The sequence below is a fragment of the Pseudomonas sp. NPDC089741 genome, from assembly GCF_044748825.1.
Taxonomy (GTDB): domain Bacteria; phylum Pseudomonadota; class Gammaproteobacteria; order Pseudomonadales; family Pseudomonadaceae; genus Aquipseudomonas; species Aquipseudomonas helmanticensis.
The window spans coordinates 50,760-76,540 of sequence record NZ_JBIVGT010000030.1 but is presented as its reverse complement, the minus strand read 5'-3'; the positions used below and the strand labels follow the sequence as shown (position 1 = coordinate 76,540).

At 60.6% G+C, this 25,781-nt stretch carries 24 protein-coding genes and 1 pseudogene; 16 read left to right on the top strand and 9 right to left on the bottom strand.

Annotated elements, in window-relative coordinates; genetic code table 11:
• The 5 genes and pseudogenes from ACIPZE_RS22970 to gcbA form a co-directional block, all read right to left on the bottom strand.
• Positions 1–134, bottom strand: a 134-nt coding sequence (locus ACIPZE_RS22970) for a biotin carboxylase N-terminal domain-containing protein (RefSeq protein ID WP_400775473.1), incomplete at its 3' end; no start/stop codon positions are given.
• A 16-nt stretch (positions 135–150) separates the two neighbouring features.
• Positions 151–609 (bottom strand): acetyl-CoA carboxylase biotin carboxyl carrier protein, encoded by a 459-nt coding sequence (accB, locus tag ACIPZE_RS22965; protein ID WP_095121948.1) that lies wholly within the window; start codon positions 607–609, stop codon positions 151–153.
• A gap of 48 nt (positions 610–657) precedes the next feature.
• Positions 658–1,110, bottom strand: coding sequence for a type II 3-dehydroquinate dehydratase (aroQ, locus tag ACIPZE_RS22960; protein WP_008078187.1), 453 nt, complete (start codon positions 1,108–1,110; stop codon positions 658–660).
• A gap of 248 nt (positions 1,111–1,358) precedes the next feature.
• Positions 1,359–1,865: pseudogene (locus ACIPZE_RS22955) on the bottom strand (methyl-accepting chemotaxis protein); the annotation flags it as partial.
• Positions 1,866–3,356: 1,491 nt separating this feature from the next.
• A complete protein-coding gene (gene gcbA, locus ACIPZE_RS22950) occupies positions 3,357–5,027 on the bottom strand; it encodes a diguanylate cyclase GcbA (RefSeq protein ID WP_400775468.1) in 1,671 nt (556 codons plus the stop codon).
• A gap of 321 nt (positions 5,028–5,348) precedes the next feature.
• Between gcbA and ACIPZE_RS22945 the strand changes: the two genes are divergently transcribed.
• The 11 genes from ACIPZE_RS22945 to ACIPZE_RS22895 all read left to right on the top strand — a co-directional run bounded on the left by ACIPZE_RS22945 (position 5,349) and on the right by ACIPZE_RS22895 (position 16,033).
• A complete protein-coding gene (locus tag ACIPZE_RS22945; RefSeq protein WP_400775466.1) occupies positions 5,349–6,497 on the top strand; it encodes a DUF2515 family protein in 1,149 nt (382 codons plus the stop codon).
• On the top strand, positions 6,497–7,210 hold the full coding sequence (locus tag ACIPZE_RS22940) for a hypothetical protein (protein ID WP_400775464.1): 714 nt from the start codon (positions 6,497–6,499) through the stop codon (positions 7,208–7,210). The genes ACIPZE_RS22945 and ACIPZE_RS22940 overlap by 1 nt, the downstream gene beginning before the upstream one ends.
• Entirely contained in the window at positions 7,189–7,695 is a 507-nt protein-coding gene (locus ACIPZE_RS22935) for an Hcp family type VI secretion system effector (RefSeq protein ID WP_400775461.1), read from the top strand. Before ACIPZE_RS22940 ends, ACIPZE_RS22935 begins: the two co-directional genes overlap by 22 nt.
• Entirely contained in the window at positions 7,692–8,168 is a 477-nt protein-coding gene (locus tag ACIPZE_RS22930) for a hypothetical protein (RefSeq protein WP_283437849.1), read from the top strand. The genes ACIPZE_RS22935 and ACIPZE_RS22930 overlap by 4 nt, the downstream gene beginning before the upstream one ends.
• Before the next feature lie 138 nt (positions 8,169–8,306).
• Positions 8,307–9,374 carry a DUF2333 family protein gene (locus ACIPZE_RS22925; RefSeq protein ID WP_064388778.1) on the top strand — a complete coding sequence of 356 codons (1,068 nt, stop codon included), beginning with the start codon at positions 8,307–8,309 and terminating at the stop codon, positions 9,372–9,374.
• 3 nt (positions 9,375–9,377) lie between these two features.
• Positions 9,378–9,935 (top strand): NUDIX hydrolase, encoded by a 558-nt coding sequence (locus ACIPZE_RS22920; protein WP_400775458.1) that lies wholly within the window; start codon positions 9,378–9,380, stop codon positions 9,933–9,935.
• A gap of 330 nt (positions 9,936–10,265) precedes the next feature.
• The gene (locus ACIPZE_RS22915; protein ID WP_007914613.1) at positions 10,266–10,637 is read left to right on the top strand and encodes a translation initiation factor Sui1; all 372 of its coding nucleotides are present in this window, start codon (positions 10,266–10,268) and stop codon (positions 10,635–10,637) included.
• Between the two features lie 218 nt (positions 10,638–10,855).
• The gene (gene speA / locus ACIPZE_RS22910; protein ID WP_129388549.1) at positions 10,856–12,769 is read left to right on the top strand and encodes an arginine decarboxylase; all 1,914 of its coding nucleotides are present in this window, start codon (positions 10,856–10,858) and stop codon (positions 12,767–12,769) included.
• A 234-nt stretch (positions 12,770–13,003) separates the two neighbouring features.
• Complete coding sequence (locus ACIPZE_RS22905; protein ID WP_400775455.1) at positions 13,004–14,353, top strand: type VI secretion system Vgr family protein; 1,350 nt, start codon at positions 13,004–13,006, stop codon at positions 14,351–14,353.
• Positions 14,350–15,123 (top strand): DUF4123 domain-containing protein, encoded by a 774-nt coding sequence (locus tag ACIPZE_RS22900; protein WP_400775453.1) that lies wholly within the window; start codon positions 14,350–14,352, stop codon positions 15,121–15,123. Before ACIPZE_RS22905 ends, ACIPZE_RS22900 begins: the two co-directional genes overlap by 4 nt.
• A gap of 19 nt (positions 15,124–15,142) precedes the next feature.
• The gene (locus tag ACIPZE_RS22895) at positions 15,143–16,033 is read left to right on the top strand and encodes an alpha/beta hydrolase (RefSeq protein ID WP_400775452.1); all 891 of its coding nucleotides are present in this window, start codon (positions 15,143–15,145) and stop codon (positions 16,031–16,033) included.
• Here the strand turns inward: ACIPZE_RS22895 and ACIPZE_RS22890 are convergent.
• Together ACIPZE_RS22890 and ACIPZE_RS22885 are read right to left on the bottom strand one after the other, a co-directional pair.
• Positions 16,027–17,376 carry an MATE family efflux transporter gene (locus ACIPZE_RS22890; protein ID WP_400775449.1) on the bottom strand — a complete coding sequence of 450 codons (1,350 nt, stop codon included), beginning with the start codon at positions 17,374–17,376 and terminating at the stop codon, positions 16,027–16,029. The two genes, ACIPZE_RS22895 and ACIPZE_RS22890, sit on opposite strands and share 7 nt — an antisense overlap.
• A 245-nt stretch (positions 17,377–17,621) precedes the next feature.
• Positions 17,622–17,915 (bottom strand): hypothetical protein, encoded by a 294-nt coding sequence (locus tag ACIPZE_RS22885; RefSeq protein ID WP_129388561.1) that lies wholly within the window; start codon positions 17,913–17,915, stop codon positions 17,622–17,624.
• 240 nt (positions 17,916–18,155) lie between these two features.
• Here ACIPZE_RS22885 and ACIPZE_RS22880 point away from each other — a divergent pair, with 240 nt between their 5' ends.
• The 5 genes from ACIPZE_RS22880 to ACIPZE_RS22860 all read left to right on the top strand — a co-directional run bounded on the left by ACIPZE_RS22880 (position 18,156) and on the right by ACIPZE_RS22860 (position 22,596).
• Complete coding sequence (locus ACIPZE_RS22880; protein ID WP_092273824.1) at positions 18,156–18,458, top strand: MazG-like family protein; 303 nt, start codon at positions 18,156–18,158, stop codon at positions 18,456–18,458.
• Positions 18,458–19,207, top strand: coding sequence for a methyltransferase domain-containing protein (locus ACIPZE_RS22875; protein WP_283437842.1), 750 nt, complete (start codon positions 18,458–18,460; stop codon positions 19,205–19,207). The genes ACIPZE_RS22880 and ACIPZE_RS22875 overlap by 1 nt, the downstream gene beginning before the upstream one ends.
• Positions 19,208–19,219: 12 nt before the next feature.
• Positions 19,220–19,834 (top strand): DUF4136 domain-containing protein, encoded by a 615-nt coding sequence (locus ACIPZE_RS22870; protein WP_283437841.1) that lies wholly within the window; start codon positions 19,220–19,222, stop codon positions 19,832–19,834.
• Between the two features lie 54 nt (positions 19,835–19,888).
• Complete coding sequence (locus ACIPZE_RS22865) at positions 19,889–20,446, top strand: DUF4136 domain-containing protein (protein WP_008078236.1); 558 nt, start codon at positions 19,889–19,891, stop codon at positions 20,444–20,446.
• A gap of 161 nt (positions 20,447–20,607) precedes the next feature.
• The gene (locus tag ACIPZE_RS22860; RefSeq protein WP_283437840.1) at positions 20,608–22,596 is read left to right on the top strand and encodes a TadG family pilus assembly protein; all 1,989 of its coding nucleotides are present in this window, start codon (positions 20,608–20,610) and stop codon (positions 22,594–22,596) included.
• Here the strand turns inward: ACIPZE_RS22860 and ACIPZE_RS22855 are convergent.
• Positions 22,593–25,328, bottom strand: coding sequence for an ATP-binding protein (locus ACIPZE_RS22855; protein ID WP_400775444.1), 2,736 nt, complete (start codon positions 25,326–25,328; stop codon positions 22,593–22,595). The two genes, ACIPZE_RS22860 and ACIPZE_RS22855, sit on opposite strands and share 4 nt — an antisense overlap.
• Positions 25,325–25,765: a TadE/TadG family type IV pilus assembly protein gene (locus tag ACIPZE_RS22850; RefSeq protein WP_129388581.1), complete on the bottom strand. Its 441-nt coding sequence runs from the start codon at positions 25,763–25,765 to the stop codon at positions 25,325–25,327. The genes ACIPZE_RS22855 and ACIPZE_RS22850 overlap by 4 nt, the downstream gene beginning before the upstream one ends.
• Positions 25,766–25,781 lie beyond the last annotated feature (16 nt).

The window sequence follows — 25,781 nt, the reverse complement described above, 5'->3', positions numbered from 1 at the left end:
GGGTGCATCAGCTCTTTGTCGGCCTTGGAGTAAACGGCGACGGTCTTGATGCCCATCTCTTTGCAGGCACGCAGAATCCGCAGGGCGATCTCACCGCGGTTAGCGATCAGAACTTTTTCCAACTTCGCAGTCATCAAGGCTCTCCGCAGTTCAAACGATGGTGAACAGCGGTTGGTCGTACTCAACCGGCTGGCCGTCTTCGACGAGGATGGACTCGATCACACCGCTGGTTTCAGCTTCGATGTGGTTCATCATCTTCATGGCTTCGACGATGCACAGAGTGTCGCCTTTCTTCACGGTCTGGCCGACTTCAACGAAGGACGGCGAGGTTGGCGAAGATTTACGGTAGAACGTGCCGACCATCGGCGAACGGGCAACAGTGCCGTTCAGCGCTGGCGCAGCAGCGGCAACCGGGGCTGCAGCCGCTACCGGAGCAGCAACAGGTGCGGCAGCCGGTGCTTGCATCGGAGCCGGCGCGTAGTACTGCTGAGCCGGGGTTTTGCTGTGACGGCTGATGCGTACGGACTCTTCGCCTTCCTTGATCTCGAGCTCGTCGATGCCGGACTCTTCCAGCAATTCGATCAATTTCTTAACTTTACGGATATCCATGAATCATCAACTCCCAAGGGTCGGTCAGGGGCGCTTAACGCTTGTATTTCAAGTCGTTGCCGGTGTTTCAAGCTGTTCTAGTGCAGCCTCCAGGGCCAGTCGGTAACCGCTGGCGCCAAGGCCGCAGATCACTCCCACCGCTACGTCGGAGAAGTAAGAGTGATGGCGGAAAGGTTCGCGTTTGTGCACGTTGGACAAATGCACTTCGATGAATGGGATGCTCACTCCCAGCAACGCGTCACGTAATGCGACACTTGTGTGTGTAAAAGCCGCTGGATTGATCAGGATGAAATCGACACCTTCGCCGCGCGCAGCGTGGATGCGATCGATCAATTCGTACTCGGCATTGCTTTGCAGATACAGCAGATGATGGCCGGCTTCACGGGCGCGGCGTTCCAGATCCTGATTGATCTGCGCCAGGGTCGTTGAACCGTAGGTGCCGGGTTCGCGGGTGCCGAGCAGGTTCAGGTTGGGGCCGTGCAGCACCAGGAGGGTTGCCATCTGCGTAGTCCTTGTTATCAATGAGCATTCGTCAGAACCCGGCGACTATGCCGCAAAGACTTTGTGACTGTCCAGTTCTATGCAATAGCCAGCACGATGGCCGATGTTTGCGCAAAATATGTGACCGAGCTTCTGAATCCGGTCATTTGCGGCAATCCCTGTAGGAGCTGCCGAAGGCTGCGATCTTTTGATTTTTATAAGCAAGATTAAAAGATCGCAGCCTTCGGCAGCTCCTACAGGGATTTTCGTCAGACGCGGAAGGCTTGTACGGCTGTATGCAGTTGGCCGCCGAGTACCAGCAAGTTCTCGCCTTGTTCGCGCCCTCGACCGATCCGCAGCAAGTTATCCCCACCCAACTGATGAATCCGCTCGCTGTGATCACGGATCTCGCTGACCGCGCTACTCTGCTGCGCCGTCACGTCGGCAATGCGCACCGCCGTGTCGGAAATGGTCTGGATCGCCCCGACGATTTTATCCAGCGCACCGTCCGCCGCTTGCGCCTGATTGGCCGTGGCTTCGGCATGTTCGACCTGCGCGCGCATGCCTTCAACCGATTGTCGCGCGGCCGTTTGCAGGCCGGCGATCAGGGTCTGAATTTCCGCCGTCGCTCCGGCCGTGCGTTGCGCCAGTGAGCGTACTTCCTCGGCCACCACGGCAAAGCCACGACCCATTTCCCCGGCGCGCGCCGCTTCGATTGCGGCGTTCAACGCCAGCAGGTTGGTCTGGTCGGCAATCGAGCGAATCACCGTCAACACGCCGCCGATGGTTGCCGACTCTTCAGCCAGATGCTCGATCATCTGCGCATTGCCCTGCACTTCACCGACCAGCGCATGTAGCCCGGTCAGGCTTTGGCCAATCACGGTCTGACCATGTTCCACGGCCAGTCCGGCATGACGGCTGGCGTCTGCGGCCTGCCGGGCATCCCCAGCCACTTGTTGAATGGTCGCTTCAAGTTCACCGAGAGAGTCGCGAATCAGCGCAGTGTCGCCGGCCTGATGTTCGGCGCCGCTGTGCAAGTCGTTACTTAGTTCGGCGAGGGTGCGACTGCTGCCGGCGACTTGTTCAGCATTGCCGCGAATGGTCCCGACCAGATCCACTAAATAAGCCCGCAAGCGATTGAGCGAAGCCTCGATGTCATGCAGTTCGCGATTGGTTTTGCCCAGATGAATGTCGCGGCTGAAGTCGCCTTCGGCCCAGGTCGACAGGGCTGGCGCGAGGTTGGTCAGGGTGCGCGAGAGTCGGCGCTGCAGGGTGTCGATGAGCAGCGCAATCAGCAGAATCAGACCGATCATCACGCCCTGTATCAGGCGCACTTCGCCCTGGATCTGCCCGTGCTGGGCGCGTACCACCGGCTCAAGACCGGCGATGGCCTGCTGCACGGCGGCGATTTTCTGGTGAGTCGCTGTGCTGAGGTCTGCGCGTTTCTGGATCTGATCGCGAGTGCGCGCCAGCTCCGCCGGGTAGCGCCCGAGCAAGCTGTTGAGTTCGCGTTTGAAGCTGACACCGGCATCTTCGGCGGCGGTTTTTTCGGTGTTCTCGATACCCATCATTGCGGCGAAATCATCACTGCCCGACTCGTTGTTGGCAACTACGCCAAGCAAGGGCAGGGCATCGATCACCTGCGCCTGTGTGCGAATATTGCTGACCTCGCGCTCAACGTCGGCGGCCAGTTCACTGCGTCCGCTGCTGACGAGTTTGTCCCGTGCCAGCGACAGTTTGCCCAAGTGCTGAGAGGCGACAAGCAGCGGCGTCATATAAGCCGCGTTGCCGTTGGCATAAGTGCTGAGTTGATCGAGGCTGGCGCTCAATTCGCGCTCGGCCTGCAACAGCAAGGCCTGCGGATCACCGGCCAGTTTGCCGGCCGCGAGCAGGTCGGTTTTGCTGAATTCATCCAGGCTCGTCAGGCTCGGGCGCAGGGTGTCGGCCAGCGCGAGCGGCAATGCACTGAGGTCTTTCTGCAACGCTTCGATGGACTGGCTGGCGCTGCTCAGGCGCAGGGCATCGCCGCTGGCGAGGTAATCCTCGACGTTGCGTGCGACCTCGTTCTGAAATTGCTGCGACAACCCCAGATAGCGTTCCATCAACAGGTACGGGCGTTCGAGGGCTTTTTGCGACCACCACAGCGTGGCGCCGAGTGCGAGGCACACGGCGACCAGCAGCAGCGTATTGAGATTGGTGAGCAACTTCAGGCGCATGACGGCTACCAACGGCAGAAATGGTAAGCGCCTGAATTTATTGCGGTTCTGTTACAGGGTTATGACCGAATCGGTGGAATCCGATGAAAAAGTGGCACTTTGCTTTGATTCCCGCGCAGCTTGCACGCGATTGCGCCCGGCCCCCTTGGCGCGGTACAGCGCCTCATCGGCCTGACTGGCCATCATCAGGCTGTCGCAGTCGTCGTGCATTTCCACCACGCCGGCGCTGAAGGTGCACCACAAGTCCTGCGGCTGCGCCGGGTAATGGATCTCGGCGAAACGCTGGCGGATCTCGTCGAGCACTTTGTGCGCAGCTTCTATATCGGTGTCGGGCATGACGATGGCGAACTCTTCACCGCCATAGCGGCCGATGAAGTCGGTCTTGCGCAAACGCTGCTTGAGAAACAGCGCCAGACTCTTGATCACCCGGTCGCCCATCGGGTGGCCGTGGCTGTCGTTGACCCGTTTGAAGTGGTCGATGTCGAGCATGGCAAAGCTCAGCGGCTTGCCTTCGCGGCGGGCGCGGAACGAGCAGTCTTCGAGCAGTTGCAGAATGTGCGTGTGGTTGTACAGACCGGTGAGGCTGTCGCGGACCATCCGTGCTTTCAGATTGCGCGCGCGGGCGGCGCGGTTGCGCACGGTAGTGATCAGATGACGCGGCTTGATCGGTTTGGTCAGGAAGTCGTCGCCGCCTTCGCTCATCGCATCGAGCTGCTTGTCCAGATCGTCCTCGGCCGACAGGTAGATGATCGGCACGCTGACATATCGGTCGTTGTGACGAATCACCTTGGCCAGTTCAGTGCCGGTGCAGGCTGGCATGTACATGTCGAGGATGATCAGGTCGGGCTGGAAATCCGCCAGTTCGGCCATCGCCTGAATCGGTTCGATCAAGGTGCGGGTGACGATGCCGGCGCTGTTGAGCAGGCGCTCGGTGTGCAAGGCCTGCGCACGCGAGTCGTCGATGATCAACACTTTATAAGGTTCGTACTGGGCGACGCAGGTGAGGACTTCGATCTTTTCCAGCAGGCTCGACGCTTCGAGGGTGCCGGTGAGGAACTCCTGGCCACCGGCGCGCACGGCGGCGAGACGGGTTGGGGTGTCGGTTTCGTGCAGGCTGAAGAACAGCAATGGCAGCGGTTCATCCAGACCGACCTGGGCTTCGGCGGCGAGTTTCAGGCCGATGCCGGCACCGCTGAAATCCACGTCCATGACAATCGCGGCGGGCAAGCGCTCGACCATCGATGAGCGAAACGCCGCGACACTGTCGAGAGCCTGCGCGGTGAGGCCGAAGAACTCCAGTTGCTTGGCCAGCCGTTCGGCACGGTCATGATCTTGCAACATCACGTAGATCGGTTTGCGCAGCGGTGGCAGGAAAGTCTGGTCGAGTTGATCGCCATGCCGCAGGCCGGTGCGCGACAAACGCTGCATCAAGCGATTGAGGTCGGTGATCAGGCCGCTGCTGAGACGGCCGCGATTGGCGTCCACCGCTTCCAGCGATTGGCTGATGTGATGCGCGAGCTGGGTGTGTTCGGGCTGTTCGAAACGCTCGGCAAAACGCAGCAGGCGCAGGTTGGCCTCGCTCAGTTCGGCGAGGTCGACGGTGGACCATTCACTGCGTTGCAGGCGCTGCCATATCTCAAGAATCTGACGTGCCTGATGAATTACCCGCTGGGCAAAGTGGTGCTTGAGACGCTCACGGCTGGGGTCTTCTGGCTCGGTCATATCCTGACTACTAGTTAGGCTGCTGAGATCGACTGGTGGCTCTATGCTAGCACCTCTTTTCCCTTAGACGAGTGTCGTACGTCAATAATCTGCAGTGCGACACAATTCAGTTTCTGACCGATTGGTTTTGTTTTTGACCTGTTCGTCGGTGAAGTCCCCGGCCTTCGGGGGCTTTGGGATGTTTCCTGTCATTTGAGAGGAAGCTTCGCAGTCATTGAGAGACATCGTCTGACAGGGCTTTCTGATTTTTCGTCGAGGCGGTTTCACAGCGGGTTTTGCTTGGTAGGGTTCAGGGATTCCCCTATAGGCTTTGCGCCCGACATGAGCCAGTGTTTCAACGAGCATGCCAGCGATGAACAACGCCTTAACCACAGCACCGTGCCCGTAGCCGATTGTGAATGCAGTGAAGAGTTGCTGTATGGCGAGAAGGTGCGTGTGACCGAGGTGCCGGTGCTCACGTGCCAGTGCCTGTGGCGCGAGTATCAGCGCCAGGCCGAGGAAATCGTTGCGCCCGAGGGCGTCTTTATAGCCGACCCGGTCAAACGCAACCGGGCGATCAACGCTGCTTATGCCCGACTCTGGCAACACGACAAACGTTTTCAGTGGGCCGGTTTGGCGGCGTTCGCTTCCAAGCAGGTGGGCTGTGGATTGCTCCATGCCGCTGAAAGCATCGAACGTCTCCGCGAAGAGCACGAAGCGCGCCAGCGAATGCGCGAAGGGCGACGTGAGTCCGGATTGCTGACACCGGGAAAAATGCCCGAGCAGGCCGAAGACTTGCGGGAATACGAAAAGGCGCAGGCGCGTAATCCCGTGCCGTCCGTGGATTTTCGCGCCAGCGGCGAAGAGCTGTCATTGGTGCAGCAACAGTTCCAGCATGTATACGAGATGATGGCGATGGGTAATACCACGCTGTTTCTGGATGTTTATCCTTTGCATCAGTTTTATGCGGTGCGTGGGTTGGGGGAGTTGAAGAGGTGTCTGGAAACGAGAAAACAGATTTATGGGCACGCGAAGTTTCCTGTGCTTTGGCCGGTGGGGCAGGAAACGCTTGGGTTTGGGAAAGATTTTGAAGAAATTAGAAAAGCTTTTGAGGCTATAGACGCAGGGAATATTGCCCAAAGTGTGGAACATTTGGCGAGACATGAGCAGCGAAACATTCTTCAGCCGACCATTTACGAAAATCGCCATCTGGTAACCCTGTTACGTGGCAACCATCTTTCTTTCGTTACTGGTTTTCCTTCCGGCGTTGCGCAGGCCATAGAGTTGACGATGACCAGTCAATGCCAGCGGGCCGATGGCGGACGGACGATCAGTTTTAGTCGTCATCCACTCGCAGATTTGTCCGACATTGATCAGCGAATGGAGTTCGTGCTCCGGGCGGCAGCTCGTTTTGACCACATGCTCAATGACGAGAATAGAGATTCATTGGCGCAGTCCATAAGTGAAATCGCCGCCATGGAGGGCACTTGATGACCTGGCGTATCGCTTTGTTCAAACGGCGATGTTGGGCGTGGCTGGTGCCTTGTGCCGTTTTGGCATTGGCCGTCGCGCACCGGTTGACGCAGCCATTATGGGATGACCCCGTGATCGCTCTGGAGCTGGGAGGAACTTATGAAAATATGAGCGAACACTCAACGGCCCCTTTTAGTCCACTAATCCGGGGTCACGTCTGGGGCGGCATTCCGAAGACGGATGCACGTTTGCGCTTTGTCGATTCGCAGTACGGTTTCGAGACGCCTCTTGCGCGGTTTTTGTCGGTAGGTTTCAACGACAACGTGGTCGATGACATCCGCATGTCTCCGCAAATAGAGCCGTTGCTGATCGACGATGCCATGAAAGTTGTTCTCGACCTGCAAGCCCAATGGTGCGCAAAAGGCTGGAGGCCGGTGGGAACCCGGCGCTATCCCACCATTGCTGATACGCCCGAGTGGCGGGCCTATCTCAGACCAGGGGTGCTCCAAGGACATGCCTATTGGCAGGCCGGTGACAAGTATCAAGTGATGCTGATATTGGCGCGATTCAGAGACTCCCGGCATCTCGACCAGGAGCGCTATCTCATCACTCTTGATATCGGTGAAGCGTGGCGGCTGTTTGAAGAAGACGAACGTCGCTTCGAACCTCACCATTCCCCCCCACCCCAACCCAAAAAAGGAGCCACCCCATGCCCATCCCAGCCTTCATGACCCTCCACGGCAGCCGACAGGGCCTGATCAGTGCCGGCGCTTTTACCGAGGCGTCAGTGGGCAACAGCTACCAGAGCGGGCGTGAAGACAAGATCATGATTCAGGCCTTGAGCCACGGGATTTTTGTGCCGAAGAACGCCGGGGCAGGGCGGCGGATGCATAAGCCGCTGATCGTCACCAAGACCATCGACAAGGCCTCACCGCTGATCAATACCGCGCTGTGTTCCGGCGAGCTGCTGAGCCAATGCCGGGTGGAGTGGTTTCGTACCTCGGCTCAGGGTGTTCAGGAACACTTCTACACGATGGAACTGGAAGACGCGGTGATCGTTGGTGCTGAAATACTGATGCCGCACTGCCAGGACCCCGACACTGCTCATCTCACGCAGTTGGAGAAAATCCATTTCAGCTATCGGCGTATCTATTGGCGCCACGAAGTTAGCCGGACGATGGGTTCCGACGAATGGCAAGGCGAGGGCCAGGGATGAGGCTGGTTTATCACGCGGACCTGAGCGAGGCCGATCGTCAGCATGTCTATCCGCAGGATCAGGCGTTGGAGCGCGTCTGTCAGGCTCTGCTGGAGCGCTGCCCCCTCGACGGGCTGGATGAGTTGCGATCGGGCTTGATGATCAATCTGGACAGCGAAGTGCTGGGCGAAGTCGAGCGTGGCGACTGGCTGCTGCTCAGATCGCGAGCCGAATTCGGCCAATGGCCTGTCGCAGCGTCGGTCTTCGATCAGGCGGTGCTGGAGCTGATGAATAATCCCCCGGCGCAACCCACCCGAACTCCGCGGATCTACCGTCTGGTCGACAGCATGACCGGCGAGCCGCTGCCACAGCAGGCGTACACCGCAACGGTCGACGGCGTCCCCAGCCAGCGCAAGACTGACGCAGCGGGCATTGCACATCTATTTACCCCGGAAGATGTCCGGCAGATTTCCCTGAAAATTTTCAACGTCTGAATCGCGCGTCTATCCTTTCGCTCTCGGGCAGCAGCCACTTGTTTCCCTCAGCCTCCCAATACCGGGTGCCCGGCCTTGGCACGTTGTTGTATGGTTGTGGTCGAACCGTTGAACCCAAGTGATTGAAAGGATATCGCCATGCTGGACTGGAAAAACCGCGCGGGCAGCGCGCCTGAACGTGCCGCCGAGCCCAAGTCGGCCACCCGCAGCTATGTCGGTGGGGTGCTGTTCAGCCGCGCTTTGGCCACGCTGATCGGCCTCTATCTGCTGGTGACCATCGGCCTTGGCTGGTACTGGAGCCAGGAGCCGGCGCTGTTTCCGGTCGCACAAAACGCGCAAGTGGCTGCCGAGAAAGAAGGCAAGCAGATGGTCATCGGCTACACCACGGTCGAAACCCTGAAGACCGTTGCCGGCACCTTGCTCAACAAACCGGGCGGCTACATTTCCAACGACCGCTTCCCGCCAGGCCTGTGGATGGACAACACGCCGAGCTGGGAATACGGCGTGCTGGTGCAGGTGCGTGACCTGACCCGCGCCTTGCGCAAAGACTTCGCCCGTTCGCAGTCGCAGTCGGCGGAAGATGCCGATCTGGCCAAAGCCGAACCGCGTTTCAACTTCGACAACAAGAGCTGGATCCTGCCGTCGAGTGAGTCGGAGTACCAGGAAGGCATCAACTCCCTGAGCCGTTATCAGGCACGCCTGTCCGACCCTACTCAAAAGAACGCGCTGTTCTATGCCCGCGCCGACAACCTGAACAACTGGCTGGGCGATGTGGGCACCCGTCTCGGTTCGCTGTCGCAACGTTTGTCGGCCAGTGTTGGCCGGGTCAAACTCAACACCGCACTGAAAACCGAAGTCCCGGCCATCGGCGAAGTGCCGCAGGTTGACGAAGAAGTCGTCGAGACTCCGTGGATGCAGATCGACAACGTCTTCTACGAAGCACGCGGTCAGGCCTGGGCGCTCTCGCATCTGCTGCGCGCCATCGAAGTCGACTTCGCCGATGTACTGGCGAAGAAGAACGCCACGGTCAGCGTGCGTCAGATCATCCGCGAACTGGAAGCCTCGCAGGAACCGGTCTGGAGTCCGATGATTCTTAACGGCAGCGGCTTCGGCGTGTTGGCCAACCACTCGCTGGTCATGGCCAACTATATTTCCCGGGCCAACGCTGCTGTGATCGATTTGCGTCAACTGCTCAATCAGGGCTGATTCATGAGTCAGAACGCCAAAGAGGCGGCCCATCGCGCCGCCTCCGATGCTGAACAGATCGCCTGGGTCGACGAACAGGACAACCTGCTCGGCGCCTTGGTGCGTGCCGATCTGCGCGAGCGCGGGCTGATCGGACGCGGCACCTACATCATGCTGTTCAATTCTGCGGGTGAGCTTTGCGTGCATCGGCGCACGTTGAGCAAGGCGATTTATCCCGGTTACTGGGACGTCGCGGCAGGCGGTATGGTGCAGGCCGACGAAACCTACGCCGAATCCGCTGCCCGGGAGCTGGAAGAAGAGTTGGGGGTCAGTGGCGTGGAACTCACTGCGCACGACCATTTCTTCTTTGAAGATACCGGCAACCGTTTGTGGTGTTCGGCGTTTTCCGCTGTGTGGGACGGGCCGCTCAAACTGCAGCCGGAGGAGGTGCTGGAAGCGCGGTTCATCCCGGTCGAGCAGGTCATGCAGGAAATCCAACAAAAGCCCTATTGCCCGGACTCTTTGGCCGCGTTGAAGCGCTATCTGAACGCGCAGCAAAGCGACGTCGCAAAGAACACATGAATTGGCGCCGATTGGCACTTAGCAATCGGGTTTTTTGCCGTTACACTGCGCGACCTTTTTTTCAAACTGCACCGGATAGTTTGAGGTTGGCCTGATTGACTGATGGCCTGTAGGGGAATGTAGGAGCTGCCGAAGGCTGCGATCTTTTGATCTTGGCCTTAAAAAAAGATCAAAAGATCGCAGCCTTCGGCAGCTCCTACATTTCAGCAATTGAGCAGTCCAGGAATCGATATCCGGTGCAGTAGCGCTGCCCCTGCCTGAGTGGGGCTTCGCGGTCGCTGACCTTGCCCAAGGTTGCGATCAGTCTTTGTCCTCCCGAGAGGATTGCCGGTGGCCAAAAAAGCCGCATCCTTCGCCGCCTTAGGTGGCCTGGTATTTTCCACCGACGCAGGTCGTCATTGCCCGGAATGCAGTAAGCCGGTGGACGCCTGTATCTGCAAACAAACCGTGATCCCGGCCGGCGACGGCATTGCCCGCGTGCGCCGCGAGAGCAAGGGCCGTGGCGGCAAGACGGTGACCACCATCACCGGAGTGCCGCTGGCCGAAGACGCGCTCAAGGAGCTGGCGACAACGTTGAAGAAACGTTGTGGCACCGGCGGCGCGTTGAAAGACGGCATCATCGAAATCCAGGGCGATCATGTCGAGCTACTCTTGGCTGAGCTGATCAAGCACGGTTTCAAAGCGAAGAAGTCCGGCGGCTAGCAGCCTCTGTGAAATCCATCTGCGGCTTGATCCGGCGCTGAAATACTTCAGATCCGGCGTCGTCTCCATGGTTTTCACAGAGCCTGTTCATGACCGGTTTCTAAACTCCACGCAGTCAGTGCGGTCTACCGCCGCGCTGACGAACCGTCATTTTCATTCTTTAGACTGCGCCGGCCTGAGATCAGGCGACGCACTATGACTCTTTATAGGGGACTTCGATGTCCGTACGACGCACACGTAAAGACGATGGCAGCCAATGGACAGTTGCGGACAGCCGCAGTGTTTACGGGATTCGCCATTGGGGGGCCGGGTATTTCGCGATCAATGAAGCCGGTCGCGTCGAAGTTCGTCCGAACGGCCCGAGCAGCTCGCCGATTGACCTGTTCGAGCAAGTCGACCAACTGCGCAAAAGCGGTTTGTCCTTGCCGTTGCTGGTTCGTTTCCCCGACATCCTGCAAGACCGTGTCCGCCAGTTGACCGGCGCCTTCGATGCCAACATCGAGCGTCTGGAATACCAGAGCAAGTACACCGCGCTGTACCCGATCAAGGTTAACCAGCAAGAAGCGGTGATCGAAAACATCATCGCCACCCAGGACGTTTCCATCGGCCTGGAAGCCGGCTCCAAGCCTGAATTGCTGGCCGTACTGGCGCTGGCGCCGAAGGGCGGTACGATCGTCTGCAACGGCTACAAGGACCGCGAATTCATTCGTCTGGCGCTGATCGGTCAGAAGCTTGGTCACAACGTGTTCATCGTGATCGAGAAAGAATCCGAAGTCGCTCTGGTGATCGAAGAAGCCGCCTCGCTGAAGGTCAAGCCACAGGTCGGCCTGCGCGTGCGCCTGTCGTCGCTGGCGTCGTCGAAGTGGGCGGACACCGGTGGCGAGAAATCCAAATTCGGTCTGTCGGCGGCACAACTGCTGTCGGTGGTCGAGCGCTTTCGCGCGGCCGGTCTCGATCAGGGCATTCGCCTGCTGCACTTCCATATGGGTTCGCAGATTGCCAACCTGGCTGACTATCAGCACGGTTTCAAGGAAGCGATCCGTTACTACGGCGAGTTGCGCAACCTCGGTCTGCCGGTCGATCACATCGACGTTGGCGGCGGTCTCGGTGTCGACTATGACGGCACCCACTCGCGCAACGCCAGTTCGATCAACTACGACATGGACGATTACGCCGGTGTCGTGGTCGGCATGCTTAAGGAGTTCTGCGATGCGCAGGCCCTGCCGCATCCGCACATCTTCTCCGAGAGCGGCCGCTCGCTGACCGCGCACCACGCGATGCTGGTCGTGCAGGTGACTGACGTCGAGAAGCACAACGACGAAATCCCGCAGATCGAAAACAAGGAATCGCTGCCGGAAACCGTGCAGTGGCTGGTTGACCTGCTCGGCCCGACCGACATCGAAATGGTCACCGAAACCTACTGGCGCGCCACGCACTACATGAGCGACGTGGCTGCGCAGTACGCTGACGGCAAACTGACCCTGGCCGAAAAAGCCCTGGCCGAGCAGTGCTACTTCGCGGTCTGCCGTCGCCTGCACAACTCGCTGAAAGCGCGTCAGCGTTCGCACCGTCAGGTGCTCGACGAGCTCAACGACAAGCTGGCCGACAAGTACATCTGCAACTTCTCGGTGTTCCAGAGCCTGCCGGACACCTGGGCGATCGATCAGGTCTTGCCGATCATCCCGCTGCACCGTCTTGACGAAGAACCGCTGCGCCGCGCCGTGCTGCAGGATCTGACCTGCGACTCCGACGGCAAGATCAACCAGTACGTCGACGAGCAGAGCATCGAAACCAGCTTGCCGGTGCACGGTTTGAACGAAGGTGAAGACTACCTGCTGGGCGTGTTCCTGGTCGGCGCCTATCAGGAAATCCTTGGCGACATGCACAACCTGTTCGGTGACACCGACTCGGTGAACATCTACCAGAACGCCGATGGCAGCGTGTACCACGCCGGTATCGAGACCCACGACACCATCGAAGACATGCTGCGTTACGTGCACTTGTCGCCAGAAGAACTGATGACGCACTACCGCGACAAGTGCGCCAGCGCGCGCATCAGTGCCGGCGAGCGCACGCAATTCCTCGATGCCTTGCGTCTGGGCCTGACCCGTTCCTCCTACCTGTCTTCCTGACGGCAGGTTGTCGTTTCACCGGGTTGTCTGAAGTTTTCCCCGCTAGCCGGGGAAAATTCGGATATCCCGGTGGGACATATCCCAAGTTCCGCGTGAAATCCTTGTCTATCCGGGTCAGCAAAGTCATCCGGTCTGCTTTTCGCGTAGGTCATTTCCTAAGTTGTACTTCGGCACTCTACTCGGCCATGCCTCTCGGCGAGAATCCTCGGCCGCCCCTCCTGTAGAGATCCGCCAATGTTCGATCCATTCAACGAGTCGTTGTTTCGTCTCGATGTAGCGGGTCTGTCCGACCCCCTCGAAGTCCTGGCCTTTACCGGTAACGAAGCGCTCAGTGAGCCGTTTGCGTTCGAGATCGATGTGTTGATCGACGATGCGCAACTGGACCTTGCCGGTTTGCTCTACCGATCAGCGTTTCTTTGTTTCGGCGCGCTGGGGGAGGGTGTGCACGGGCAATTGCAAAGCCTTGTCCAGCACGAGTACGGCCATGCTGCGAGGTTGTGCCGAGTGCGTCTGGGGCCGAGGTTGAGTTACCTGGGTCTGCGCTTCAGCCAGCGCATATTCAGTGGCCGCTCGGTGCCGCAGATCCTTGATCAAGTGCTCAGGGAACACGGCATCGTTGGCGCGCAGCGCCGCTTCGAGTGCCGCGTCGATCATCCGGTCCGGACCTTCTGCACCCAGTACCACGAATCGGATCTGCAACTGCTCCAGCGCTTGTGCCGGCAGGCGCGCATTCACTATCACTTCGAGCATCGTCCCGACGGACATTGCCTGGTGTTCGGCGATGATCCGACGCAACTGCCGCAAGCCGTCGCGGCGGTGTTTTGCGGCGAAGGTGACGGGCAAAGTGAGCCGCAGGCGATCCACCAATGGCGGTTGCAGGGCCAACGTCAGAGCTTGGCCAGCGGCGCGCAGTCGACGCGCACGGCCGAAGGCTGCAGTGAGCTGGCGCGATTGCGCAGCGGCCGGTGGCTGGCACTGAGCGGCCATCCGCTGGGTGAATGCAACCGGCGCTGGTTGTTGAACCGAATCGAGCATCACGCCGATCAACTTCAGATCCCGGCCTACAGCAACCGGATCTTTGCGCTGGAGCAGTCCTGGGTTGCTGCGTCGGCGACGGTTGCTGTTCGCCAGCGCATGCACAGTCTGCAACGGGCCTGGGTGGTGGCCGTCGATGAACCGCGTCCTGATCAATCGCGTCCGGTCGCGGTGCAGTTCGACTGGTCGTATCAGGGCGAGGGTGCCGCCGACAGCCATTGCTGGCTGCCTATGTCGCCAACCCTGGCCGAGGCGCCAATGAATGCACTGGCCGAGGGTGTCGAAGTGGTGGTGAGTTTCTTCGAGGGTGATCCGGATCAACCGATGATCACTGGTGTATTGCAAGTCGCTGCGGCGCCGGTCGCAGACCAGCCCTTGCCATTACCGCCGCAAACCCGACTCGATGACGGGCTGCAACGCCTGCTGCAATCGGCGGAACCTTTGATGCTGCTGTGTCTGATGCCGGGTGGCGGCAGCTTCGTGCATTGTTCGCAGGCGGTGTGTACCTGTCGGCTGGTGACGTCCCTTGAACAGAGCGGCGGACGATGAGCGCCGTCGCGCAGTGGTTGTTACTCGACAGTGTCGATGCGCCGCAGGCCTTGACCACGTTACGCGCAGGCTTCGCTGGCGTGCAGTGTTTCTGGCTGTTCGACGGCACCGAGTTTCAATCCATTCGTGAGCAAGGGCCGCTGTTGATCAGCCTGCAGAACTGCCCGGCGCTGGCGGCCTTGTGTCACAGCGATCCACAGACCTGGCGCGGCCTGCTCCTCGAAAGCACAACGCCTGTGGAGCCGTTGCTCGGGCATTTGCGCCGCATGCTCACCGTTTCATTCGGCCTGAGCCATCGGGCCTTGCTGGGCTTTTACAACCGCCAGACCGCCAGCTACTTCTTCGATGCCTGCGATGCCCGCGAGTTGAGCCGCTGGCTCGGGCCGATCCGGCAGGTGCGCTGGTTCGGTGGCACCTGGGCGGATCGCGGCGTCGGCTCTGAGGGCTGGCAACAGTTACGCAACCCGCGCCTGCCGGTCGAACGCCTGGCAATCGAGGAAACGCTGAGCCCGCGCCAGTGCGAGCGCCTGCAGACTTGCCTGCTGGAGCAGCATATCTGGCGCTGGAGCCAATCCATGGGTGTCGCCTATGCGCAGTTGTCGCTGCATGCCGGGCAAGGCATGGCGCTGGGATTTACCGAGCGCGCGGTGCTCGATGGCTGGTTGTGGCTACGCTTGCAGCATCCGCGTGAAGTTTTGGTGCCGCAACCGGCGGGGCTGACGCAACAGGAGCGGCTCGATTATTTGCGGCGACACTGGCAGAAAGAATAACCCTGAGGGAGCAGCCTCCATGAGCGTTGGTTTTCGGCAATGGCTCGGTTCAACGTGGTTCGGCGCAATCACCAGCGTCCTGCTGATGTTGAGCCTCGGTGGCTGTTCGCCGGTGAAAATCCTCAATGCGCTGACGCCGGACGACACCTTCAGCCGCACGACGGGTATCGCCTATGGTGCTGATCCACGGCAGAAGCTCGACGTCTACGTGCCGCGTCAGCCGCTCGCCGATGCGCCGGTCGTGGTGTTTTTCTACGGCGGCAGCTGGAACAGTGGCGATCGCGGGGATTACACCTTCGTCGGCGAAGCGTTGGCCTCGCGGGGGATTGTTGCGGTGGTGGCGGATTATCGCTTGTACCCGCAGGTGCGCTATCCGGCGTTTCTCGAGGACGGCGCGCAGGCGCTGGCTTGGACCAAGGCGCATATCCGCGAGTATTCCGGCAACCCGCAACGCTTGTATTTGCTCGGTCACAGTTCCGGCGGATACAACGCGGCGATGCTCGCCCTCGATGCGGATTTTCTCGCGGCGGTGGGCATGTCACCCCACGATCTGCGTGGCTGGATCGGACTGGCCGGGCCTTATGATTTCCTGCCGATCAAAAATCCTGACGTGCGCCCGGTGTTCTTCTGGCCGGATTCACCGCCACAATCGCAGCCGATCAACCATGTCAGCCGGGGCGCACCGCCGGCCTTGCTGATTGCCGCGACCGAGGATGATCTGGTCAACCCGACACGCAACACCGGTGGCCTGGCGCGCAAGCTGCGCGGGGCCGGGGTGCCGGTGCAGGATCTGTATTACTCGCGGCCCAGCCATGTGACGCTGGTCGCGACATTGTCGCGGCCGCTGCGGCAATTGGCGCCGGTACTCGATCAAATCGTCGGCTTCATCCAGCACACGCCGACTCAGTGAACGCCGCCGCTGAACCAGCCGTCATTGCGCTTCAGCCACCAGGCCATCGCCCCGAGCGTGAGGCTGCGCAGCACCATGAACAGCAGAAACGACATCCACAGGCCGTGATTGCCCAACCCTTGCAGCGCCCAGGCGAACGGCAATAGCAGGACAACGGTCAGGAGCATGCCGTTGCGCATTTCGCGGGCGCGGGTGGCGCCGATGAACAGGCCGTCGAGCAGGTAGCTCCACACCGCAATCAATGGCAGCACGGCAAGATAAGGCAGGTAGACAAACGCCGTGTCACGCACACTCTGGATATTGGTCTGCATCTCGATGAACAGATGCCCGCCGAGAAGAAACAGCGCAGCAAAACCGAGGCTGGCGATCAATGACCAGCCGCCGGCCACCACTAGCGAACGGCGCAGGGCCAGACGATCACGCGCGCCGATGGCATGCCCGCACAACGCTTCAACGGCATGCGCAAGCCCGTCCAGTGCGTGGGCGGTGAGCAGCAGGCCGTTGAGCAGCAGCGCATTGGCCGCGACCGTTGCATCGCCGAGCCGCGCACCTTGCACGGTGATCATGAAAAACACCGATTGCAGCGCGAGGCTGCGGATGAAGATGTCGCGATTGACCGCCAGCAAGGGTCGCCAGCTCTGCCACAGCTTCAGCGCCGCCCAGATGATGTGCCCGGGATACGCGCGTAAGGCTTTGCGTGTCAGCAGCAAGCCGAGCAGGGCGCCGCTCCATTCGGCGATCACCGAGGCGCGCGCGGATCCGACCACGCCCCAGTCCAGGCCAATGACGAACCACAGATTGAGGACGATGTTGATCAGATTGGTGGTCAGCAGAATCGCCAGGGGCGCGCGTGCGTTCTGCGTACCGAGGAACCAGCCAACCAGCGCGTAACTGGCCAGCGCTGCCGGCAGGCCGAACAGCCGCGTGTGGAAGAAGTCGCGAGTGAGCTGATCGAGTTCCGCTGACGGCTGCATGAAATGCAGCGCCAGGCCGCTCAACGGTACGCCGAGGCTGCCGAGTAGCAATGCCAGTCCCATCGCCAGTAGCAGGCCCTGCAACAGAATCTGCCGCAACGCCGCGCCATCGCTGCGCCCGGCCGCCTGCGCGGCAAACCCGGTGGTGCCCATGCGCAGAAAACCCATGGCCCAGGCGAGAAAGGTATACAGGCTGGCGCCCACCGCCACGGCACCCAACTGATGGGCGTGGGGCAAATGACCGATGACGGTGCTGTCGACCAGCGCTACCAGCGGTACGGAAATATTGGAAAGGATCATCGGCGCAGCGAGCGCCCAGACTTTGCGATGAGTCGGACGATCGCGCCAGTCGGTGGTCAGGTTGGACATGCAGGCTCCTTGGGGGAGCGGGGATTGTAGCGATTAACACAATCTCCTGTAGACGGTGGGTCAGCTAGAAATGTTTCCACTGAACCAAACTCTTGCAGGGGAGAAGTTGTGTGCGGGAGGTAGTGGGTGAGGATTTATGCGCCCCGGATAAACAGGTAGAGCTGCCGCAGGCTGCGATCTTTTGATGTTGCCTTAAAAGATCAACAGATCGCAGCCTGCGGCAGCTCCTACAAGGTTTTGTGGTGTCAGTGAATTATCCAGCTGAGCAACCACAACCCCAGCAGCAACCAAATGATCCCGGCAATGATCGACGCATTCATGAACGCGCGAATCGCCGACCACAGCAGCATCAGCCCGACGATCAGCGCGATGATGCTGATGATCGACGTGTCCATCCCCAGCGTCTTCGCCAGCCCGTCGACAAAATTGCCGCCGGCATGGCTCAGAATGTTGAACAGGCCACTGAGCCCGTCGACGATAAAGCGGATGATCGAGCCGAGCGCCTGGCCGAGCCACTCGAAAAAGCTTTCTACCTGCATGTGTTCATCCTGATGAAAGAGCTGAGCCTTGGGCCACAACGCAGGTGGCCGAGTTCCCTGCCACGAGTATGGCCCAATGCAGCGCCGAACGTAAAACCTGTAGGAGCTGCCGCAGGCTGCGATCTTTTGATGTTGTTTTTCAAAGATCAAGATCAACAGATCGCAGCCTGCGGCAGCTCCTACATGGGTCTTGCCTTCAGGGCGTATCCGCTTGAAGCTATACGCCTTCAGGAGAGCCCGATGAACCTTGTTGAACTGACCGAACGCCTGCACGCCATTCGCGACCGCAATGACTGGCGGCAATTTCACAGCCCGAAAAACCTGGCCATGGCCGCCAGCGTCGAAATGTCTGAACTGGTGGAAATTTTCCAGTGGCTGAGCGAGGACCAGTCGCGCCAGTTGCCCGCTGAAAAACTCGCCCACGCCGGGCAGGAAGTCGGCGATATCGTGCTGTATCTGTTGCTGCTGTGCAGCGAGTTGGGCCTGGACATGAATGAAGTGGTGCGCAGCAAGCTCGCCGACAGCGAACGGCGGTTCAGCTGATGAGCGACCGGCATTTCGATCAGTTGGCGACGCGTTTCGCCGAAAAAATCTACGGCGGTGCCAAAGGCGCAATTCGCCTCGCGGTGTTGCAGGCCGACCTTGCCGAAGCGTTGCCGGATCGCCCGTTGCGGGTGCTCGACATCGGTGGTGGTCTCGGCCACATGTCTTTATGGCTGGCCGAACGTGGCCACGACGTGACCTTCACCGAGCCGGCCGCGCCGATGCTCGAAGGCGCCCGCCAGCGTTTCGCCGAGGCTGGGCAAACCGCGACGTTTATTCAGGCACCGTGGCAGGCGTTGCTCGGGCAACTCACCGAACCCTACGATCTGGTGATCTGCCACGCCGTGCTCGAGTGGCTCGCCGAACCCCACGCGATCCTGCCGGTGCTGCACCAATTGACCAAGCCCGGCGGCTGGTTGTCGCTGGCGTTCTACAACCGCGACGCGCTGATCTACCGCAACCTGCTCAAAGGCCATTTCAAGAAAATGCGCAAGAACGACATGGCCGGTGAAAAGCAGAGCCTGACCCCGCAGCAACCGCTCGATCCGCGCGAATTGGCAACGCAACTCGACGGCCTGTGGCAGGTCGAAAGCCAGAGCGGGATCCGGGTTTTTCACGACTACATGCCGGTGGAATTCCAGGCCCGCGCCGAACTCGTCGATTTGCTCGAGATGGAGCTCGCTCACCGTCGTCACCCAAGCTTCGCCGGGCTTGGGCGTTACCTGCACTGGATCTGCCGGCCGGTCTGATCGGAGCACAAAATGAAAGCTCAATCCGGGTTATTGCTGATCTGTCTGGGGTTGGCCGCCTGCCAGGGCAGCAACCCTTACGTGGCGCAGTCGCGGCCGTTGCCGCCGGCGCCGCCGCAAGCGGCCAACACCTTTGACCGCAGCGCTTACCCGGCGCCGCCGCGTGATTACGGGCGCTACCGCAGTTGGGCCTGGCTTAACGGTCAATTGCCGCCGGGTACGGCGTGGGCGGATTCGGCGCAAGTGGCCGAGGCGGTGAGCAACGCGCTGGATCAACGGGGTTTGCGCCCTTTGCATGACAATCGTCCGGCCGACCTGTTGGTCAGCGCCCATCTGAGCCTGCAAACGCGCTTGCGTCAGGCGCAGGACGATTACGGCTACTACGGCGGCGGATACGGCGGCTATGATCGTTATGGGCGCGGCTACGGCATGTACAACAGCGTGCCGGTGGTGCGCACCTATTCCGAGCAGGTCGTGGTGGTGCAAGTCGATCTGTTTGACGCCGGCACGGGGCAACCGGTGTGGAGTGCCAGCGCGGAAACCGGCGCCAAGGGCAATCAGATTGACCGCACGGATTCGATTCGCGAGGCTGTGGAAAAGGCCATGTCGGCGTATCCTCCCAGTTAGCTTGCTGCAAATGAGAAGCTCTAGCAGGTTCATGTCTTCAACCGGAGAAAAACCATGTTCCGCCGTCTCGCTTTACTGGCCATGGCCGCACTGCTCAGTGCTTGCGCCGCCAACCAGGTCAATCATGACTTCGACGCCAGCCGCGACTTTGCCGCCTATCGCAGCTGGAGCTGGAAAGACCCCGCCCTGCAATATCGCCCGGATGATCCACGGATCAAAAGCGACCTGACCGAGCAACGCATTCGCCAAGCGGTAACGGATCAACTTGATCAGCGTGGTCTGCGCCCGGCGGCTGCGGGCGCCAAAGGTGATTTGAATGTGCAGACTTATCTGATCGTCGAGGATCGTCAGCAACAAGTGACGACCAATTACGGCGGCGGTTGGGGCGGCCCATGGAATGGCTACTGGGGCGCGCCGATGTACAACGAAACGCGCAACATCACCTACAAAGTCGCGACCATCCAGATCGACCTGCTCGACGGCAAGGACGGCAAACTGGTGTGGCGCGGCAGCGACGAGCAAATGCTCGCCAGCAAGCCCAACCCCGAGGATCGCAGCAACGCCATCCGCGAGACGGTCGCCCGCATCCTCACCAACTACCCCCCACGCTAACCCCTGTAGGAGCTGCCGCAGGCTGCGATCTGTTGATCTTGAAAGGGCCGTTTCAACAGAACGCTGGGTTTTTGCGCTGAGGCTGGCGTGTTGCCAGCAGGCAGGGCCGGGCGCGTCTACACTCAGTTGCATCAATGGAGGTCACGGCAAAGGAGTGCGCCATGTCGCCTCGTTCGCATTTCAACGGCCCGGCCCGGCAACGCGGGGCGATCGGTCTGATGGCGGCGTTAACCCTCGGCCTGGCGCTGGTGTGCATGGTGCTGGTGGTCGACAGCGGTCGCTTGTACATGGAACAACGGCGCTTGCAGCGGGTGGTCGATGTCGCCGCGCTCGAGGCGATCTCGCGCAGCGGTGATTGCCTGACAGGGCTCAGCGCCGCCGCTTTTGCCACCGCCAGCGCCGCGCGCAATGGTTTTGCCGTGGCGCAGGATACGACCCTTGCCGTGACCTGCGGCACCGTGCAAACCGGTGCGAACAACCTGCGTGCCTTCACCGTCGATGCCAGCAAGAAAGAAGCGATCAGCGTCGTCGCCACGCGCGTGGTGCCCACCAGTGTTGGCGCCGCACTGTACGCGTTGTTCCGGCCGGGCAGCGTCGCTCCGACCACGCGCCTGCACGCGACGGCGGTGGGCACGTCGGCGATTCTGCCGCCGATGGCGCAACTGACCATCGGTACCACCGCACTGACGGTCGACGCCAGCAAGTCAGCCGCGTTGAATGCGCTGTGGGGCGGACTGCTCGGCGGCAGCCTCAACCTCAGCGTCGCCGGTTGGCAAGGTCTGGTGGACACCAATATCAGTCTGCTCAGTTATCTCAATCAACTGGCGCTCGACGTCCACGTCGACGCCGGTAACTACACCCAGGTACTCAGTCAAAGCATCCAGATCAATCAACTGATCGACACCGCCATCACCGTATTGACCAAGGGTGGCAGCACCACCAGTGTCGCGGTCAGCGGCTTGCTCGGGTTGAAGGCCATCGTCGGCAACACCTCGGTGGTGCTCGGTCAGTTGCTGCAACTGCAAACTGGCGCGACCTCGGCCGCGCTTAATGCCAATCTGCAGGTGTTCCAGTTACTCGAAGCCGTGGTGCAACTGGCCAACAGTCAGAACGCCCTGACCGCCACCGTGCCATTGAGCATTCCGGGGCTGGTCAATGGTTCGGTGAAAGTCAAAGTCATCCAGCCGCCGCAGTTGTCGGCAGTGGGCAACCCGGCGCTGGCCAAGGCCGACCCGATGGGCGCCAACCGCATCTACGTGAAAACCGCGCAGGTACGCACACTGATCTCGCTGAACCTGCCACTGCTGTCCGGTGTCGCCGGTCTGGCCAGCGCCATCGTCAGTACGCCGCTGGTCGGTGGCTTGACCGACACCCTCAACAACCTGCTGCACCTGAACATCGCCGGCACGCTGAACTCGTTGTTCTGCGCATTGGGCGGCACCTGTCAGCGCACCAATCTGCAAATTCTGCCGACCTCGAGCATCGACATCCTCCTTGAAGCTGCCGCTGCTGACAGCCATGTCACCGATTTCAACTGCGTCAGCGATGCGACGAAAAGCCTGACCACCCAGACCAACTCGTCACTGGTCAAACTCAAGGTCGGCAAGATCGACGCGACCAATGCGTTTTCCTCCTCGGCCGATGTCACCGTGCAGCCATTGGCGTTGATCGATGTCGGCGTCATCACCTGCACCATTCCGCTGCTCGGGCTGGGCTCGGCGACGTGCGACCAGAGCACGCGCAAACCGTTTTACGGCGGCGGTCTCGGGGTTATGGTCGATACCTCAGTGGCGAGCATGCAGAACATCCACACCTACAACCAGCCACCGGAAATCAAGCAGACGCCGCTGAATTACAGCTTCGGTACGCAGGGCCTGGTCAATAGTCTGAAAGGCACCTTGAGCGGGGTTCAGGTGCAGGCGTACAAACCCACCGGTTCGAGTTTGCTCGGTGGCTTGCTGACCACCACTGCGGACGTGCTGGCGAGCGTCAACAGTACGTTGGGCGTGGTCATCGACAATCTGCTCAGCCCGGTACTCGACCCGATTCTTGATGGTTTGCTGGCCAATCTCGGCATCACCCTGAACAAGGTCGATGTCGGCGCCAACCTCAGTTGCCGGCCACCGGGGCAGCCGATGCTGGCGATCTAATCGGTCAGCGCAATCGGCAGCTCGATGCAGAACCGCGCACCCTCGTCGCCGTTGCGCACACTCAGGCGTCCGCCCATGTTGTCGATGATGCCGTAACTCACCGACAAGCCCAGACCGGTGCCGACACCGACCGGTTTGGTGGTGAAAAACGGCTCGAAAATACGTTCCAGCAAACGCGGGTCGATGCCGCCGCCATTGTCCTCGACCCACAGCCGCACGACGTGTTCGTCACACTCGGCATGCAGGGCGATCCACGGCTGGAAGTCGCGGTTGGCTTCGCGCTTGCCGAGCAGCGCGTCGCGGGCATTGACCATCAGATTGATCAGCACTTGTTCAAGTTGATCGACGTAACCGCGCACCTGAACCTCAAAGCCAGCCTCCTTGATCCGCAATTCGACACCTTTGCCGCGCAATCCTTCAGACAGCAGCGACAGCGTGCCTTCGATCGCCTCCAGCGGATTGAACGGCTGCTGTTCGACTTCCGAGCGCCGGCCGAACACGCGCATGTGATCGACCACCCGCGCGGCCCGTTGCACTTGCGCGTCGATGCGATTGAGTTTGTCGGTCAGGTAGTCGATCTGCACGTCGCCATTGCTCAAACGCTTGAGCACATTGACGATGGCCATGCGCATGACGTTCAGCGGCTGATTGATTTCATGCGCGAGGCCGGTGGCCATTTCGCCAAGGGTGGCCATTTTTGCGCTTTGCGTCAGTTGTTGCTGCGAGCGGCGCACTTCGGTGTTGTCGCGGCCCACCGCTTGTACCTCGATCAGTGTGCCGTGTTCATCGAACACGCCGCGATCCGACCAGACCCACCAGGCATGCTCACGGCCGGGCAGGCACAGGTTGATTTCCGCTGTGCTCACCGGCACCTCCGGCGTCAGTTGCGCGAGACGATGGAGGAATGCTTCACGTTGCTCGTCCGACATCCAGCTGCCCAGATTGACCCCGGGCAATTGCTCCGGCGCGCATTCCAGGTACATCGCCAAAGGGCGGTTGCCGAACGTCAGGGTCAGGTCCGGGCGATAACGGCAAATCATCGCCGGCGAATCTTCCACCAAAATCCGGTAGCGCTCTTCACTGGCCTTGACCTGTTCGGCGGCAAGAGTGGCGTCAGTCACGTCCAGCCACAGGCCGACGGCTTCTACCGGCAAGCCGAGATCGTCGCGCAGCAACTTGGCTTCGTCGAGCAGCCAGTGCACGTTGCCCTGATGGTCAAGCACTCGATAACGCGCGCTCACCGCGCCTTCGCGCAGCAACTGCCGAGTGCGTTCGAAATAGTGTGGGCGATCATCAGGATGGACGTGTTCGACCAGACGGCCATCGTCGCAGTCAGCCAGACTCCAGCCCAAAAGAGCGCTCAGGCTGGCGCTGAAAAACGTCGGTTGCAGCGCCCCGGCAACGTAGCGTTGCACGTAGATCACGGCGGGCGAACTGGCGATCAGATTGTCCAGCCGCGCATGGGCTGCGGCGGCCTGTTGCTGCTGATTCTTGATGTCGCTGATGTCGAGCATGAAACCCACCAGCCGGCGCTGGGCACCGATGCCCAAAGAGCGGCCTTGCAGGCGATACCACAGCGGCAACGATTGCGCGTCGGCTTGCCAGCGCACGCACAACTCCAGCGGCACGCCTTCGTCTTGCAGCGCTTGCAGGCGACTGCGCAGCTCATCGCGGTCGGCGGGGTGAACCTGATTGAACCAGTCCTGAATCGGCAACCGCGTCGTCGTCAACGCCAGGCTTTGCGCCAGTGTCGGCGCCAACTGCACTTCGTTGCTGTCGCTGAATACTTCCCACCAACCGGTGCCGAGCAGCGCTTGCAGGGTTTCCAGGCGTTCCAGTTGCTGATGGTGACGATGCTCGCGCAAGCGCTCCAGTAACGGTGCTGCCACCGCCGCTGCCAGCAGCAGCCAGTCGTGATCGCTGAGGTCCGGCGCCTGTTGTTGCGCGTTGTAGTCGGCGCACAGCAGCCATGCCGCCACGCCTTGGGCATCGCGATAGGGCACGGCGAAACCTGCATGCGGGCCGAACAATGCGCTCAGACGCGGCTGTTCGCTGCTCAGCAAACGTTGCGGTGCTGCACCGTTCAAACTGTCGAGGCCAGTGCCAAAACGCTGCTGTTCACGCCACAGTCGGGGCGCGTTCAACGCGGTGTAATGCTGATGAATCTGCCAGCCCAGGCCTTGCTCGTCGAGCAGCGCTACCGCCAGACACGGGATGTGCAATTGCTGACTCAGGCGTTGCAACTGCTCGCCCAGCGCATCCGGCAGGCGGGCGAGGCTGCACAGGCGTAATTGATCGCGAATCTGCGTGGCGAGCATTTGCGCTTGCTCGCGGCTACGCGCCTGACGCCGTTCACCGAGCAAATCGCCGATATCGAGCATCTGCAGGAGCCAGCCGTCACCCTGCGCTTGCACCCAGCCGCGCAAGTGCAGCGGCGGGCCGGCGAGGCTGAAAAAATCGAGGTCGAGCAATTGTCCTTGCCAGTCGGCCGGTTGTCCCTCCACGGCAAGACTGCTGTGCGGCAGCAGGTAATCCAGCAGATGCGCAGGTTGCGTGCTGGCCATGCGTTGCGCGAGCAAGTGCCGTAATGGCCCGCTCAGGTGCAGGACCTGGCCGTCGCCATCCAGATACAACTGCAGGCCGACGCTTTGCGCCACCGGGCTTTCCAGTGGTGGGGAGGTGCCGGGTTGTCGATTGAGCAAGCGGCTGAACAGCGTTTCACCGGCACTCAAAATTGCAGGCTCGACGAGGCGCGCAATGTCGCCGGCAGGCGCGGCACCGTGCCGACGCCCGGCAACACCAGAAACGGCAACGCCTGATTCAATTTGCTGGTGGGATAGTTGATGGTCACCGTCAACACACCGCCGACGTAAGTGATCGAGCTGTCGGTGGCCGCATTGAAATTCAACGCGGCGGGCAGCCAGCCCAACTGCCGGGTCAGCTCGGTGCGGGCGGTGGCGGTGACGGCGGTCGAGTAGTTGGCGGTCGCCGGATCCAGCGCCACGCTGCGGCGCACGGCTTCGGCGGTGGACTCATTGAATGACTGCATCAGCAACAACGGCAAGCTGTAGCTCACCAGGCCATAAAACACGGCGAAGAAGATGACGAACACCAAGGCGAACTCGATGGCGACAGCGCCTTTTTGCTTGCGCGGGAGGGCGGATTTCATGAGTGCGTCTACCCTG

Bases quoted from the DNA above. Each gene is read 5' to 3' on its own strand.
- accB (WP_095121948.1), bottom strand. From the start codon at position 609: ATGGATATCCGTAAAGTTAAGAAATTGATCGAATTGCTGGAAGAGTCC.
- aroQ (WP_008078187.1), bottom strand. From the start codon at position 1,110: ATGGCAACCCTCCTGGTGCTGCACGGCCCCAACCTGAACCTGCTCGGC.
- gcbA (WP_400775468.1), bottom strand. From the start codon at position 5,027: ATGACCGAGCCAGAAGACCCCAGCCGTGAGCGTCTCAAGCACCACTTT.
- ACIPZE_RS22945 (WP_400775466.1), top strand. From the start codon at position 5,349: ATGAGCCAGTGTTTCAACGAGCATGCCAGCGATGAACAACGCCTTAAC.
- ACIPZE_RS22940 (WP_400775464.1), top strand. From the start codon at position 6,497: ATGACCTGGCGTATCGCTTTGTTCAAACGGCGATGTTGGGCGTGGCTG.
- ACIPZE_RS22935 (WP_400775461.1), top strand. From the start codon at position 7,189: ATGCCCATCCCAGCCTTCATGACCCTCCACGGCAGCCGACAGGGCCTG.
- ACIPZE_RS22930 (WP_283437849.1), top strand. From the start codon at position 7,692: ATGAGGCTGGTTTATCACGCGGACCTGAGCGAGGCCGATCGTCAGCAT.
- ACIPZE_RS22925 (WP_064388778.1), top strand. From the start codon at position 8,307: ATGCTGGACTGGAAAAACCGCGCGGGCAGCGCGCCTGAACGTGCCGCC.
- ACIPZE_RS22920 (WP_400775458.1), top strand. From the start codon at position 9,378: ATGAGTCAGAACGCCAAAGAGGCGGCCCATCGCGCCGCCTCCGATGCT.
- speA (WP_129388549.1), top strand. From the start codon at position 10,856: ATGTCCGTACGACGCACACGTAAAGACGATGGCAGCCAATGGACAGTT.
- ACIPZE_RS22905 (WP_400775455.1), top strand. From the start codon at position 13,004: ATGTTCGATCCATTCAACGAGTCGTTGTTTCGTCTCGATGTAGCGGGT.
- ACIPZE_RS22900 (WP_400775453.1), top strand. From the start codon at position 14,350: ATGAGCGCCGTCGCGCAGTGGTTGTTACTCGACAGTGTCGATGCGCCG.
- ACIPZE_RS22895 (WP_400775452.1), top strand. From the start codon at position 15,143: ATGAGCGTTGGTTTTCGGCAATGGCTCGGTTCAACGTGGTTCGGCGCA.
- ACIPZE_RS22890 (WP_400775449.1), bottom strand. From the start codon at position 17,376: ATGTCCAACCTGACCACCGACTGGCGCGATCGTCCGACTCATCGCAAA.
- ACIPZE_RS22885 (WP_129388561.1), bottom strand. From the start codon at position 17,915: ATGCAGGTAGAAAGCTTTTTCGAGTGGCTCGGCCAGGCGCTCGGCTCG.
- ACIPZE_RS22880 (WP_092273824.1), top strand. From the start codon at position 18,156: ATGAACCTTGTTGAACTGACCGAACGCCTGCACGCCATTCGCGACCGC.
- ACIPZE_RS22875 (WP_283437842.1), top strand. From the start codon at position 18,458: ATGAGCGACCGGCATTTCGATCAGTTGGCGACGCGTTTCGCCGAAAAA.
- ACIPZE_RS22870 (WP_283437841.1), top strand. From the start codon at position 19,220: ATGAAAGCTCAATCCGGGTTATTGCTGATCTGTCTGGGGTTGGCCGCC.
- ACIPZE_RS22865 (WP_008078236.1), top strand. From the start codon at position 19,889: ATGTTCCGCCGTCTCGCTTTACTGGCCATGGCCGCACTGCTCAGTGCT.
- ACIPZE_RS22860 (WP_283437840.1), top strand. From the start codon at position 20,608: ATGTCGCCTCGTTCGCATTTCAACGGCCCGGCCCGGCAACGCGGGGCG.
- ACIPZE_RS22850 (WP_129388581.1), bottom strand. From the start codon at position 25,765: ATGAAATCCGCCCTCCCGCGCAAGCAAAAAGGCGCTGTCGCCATCGAG.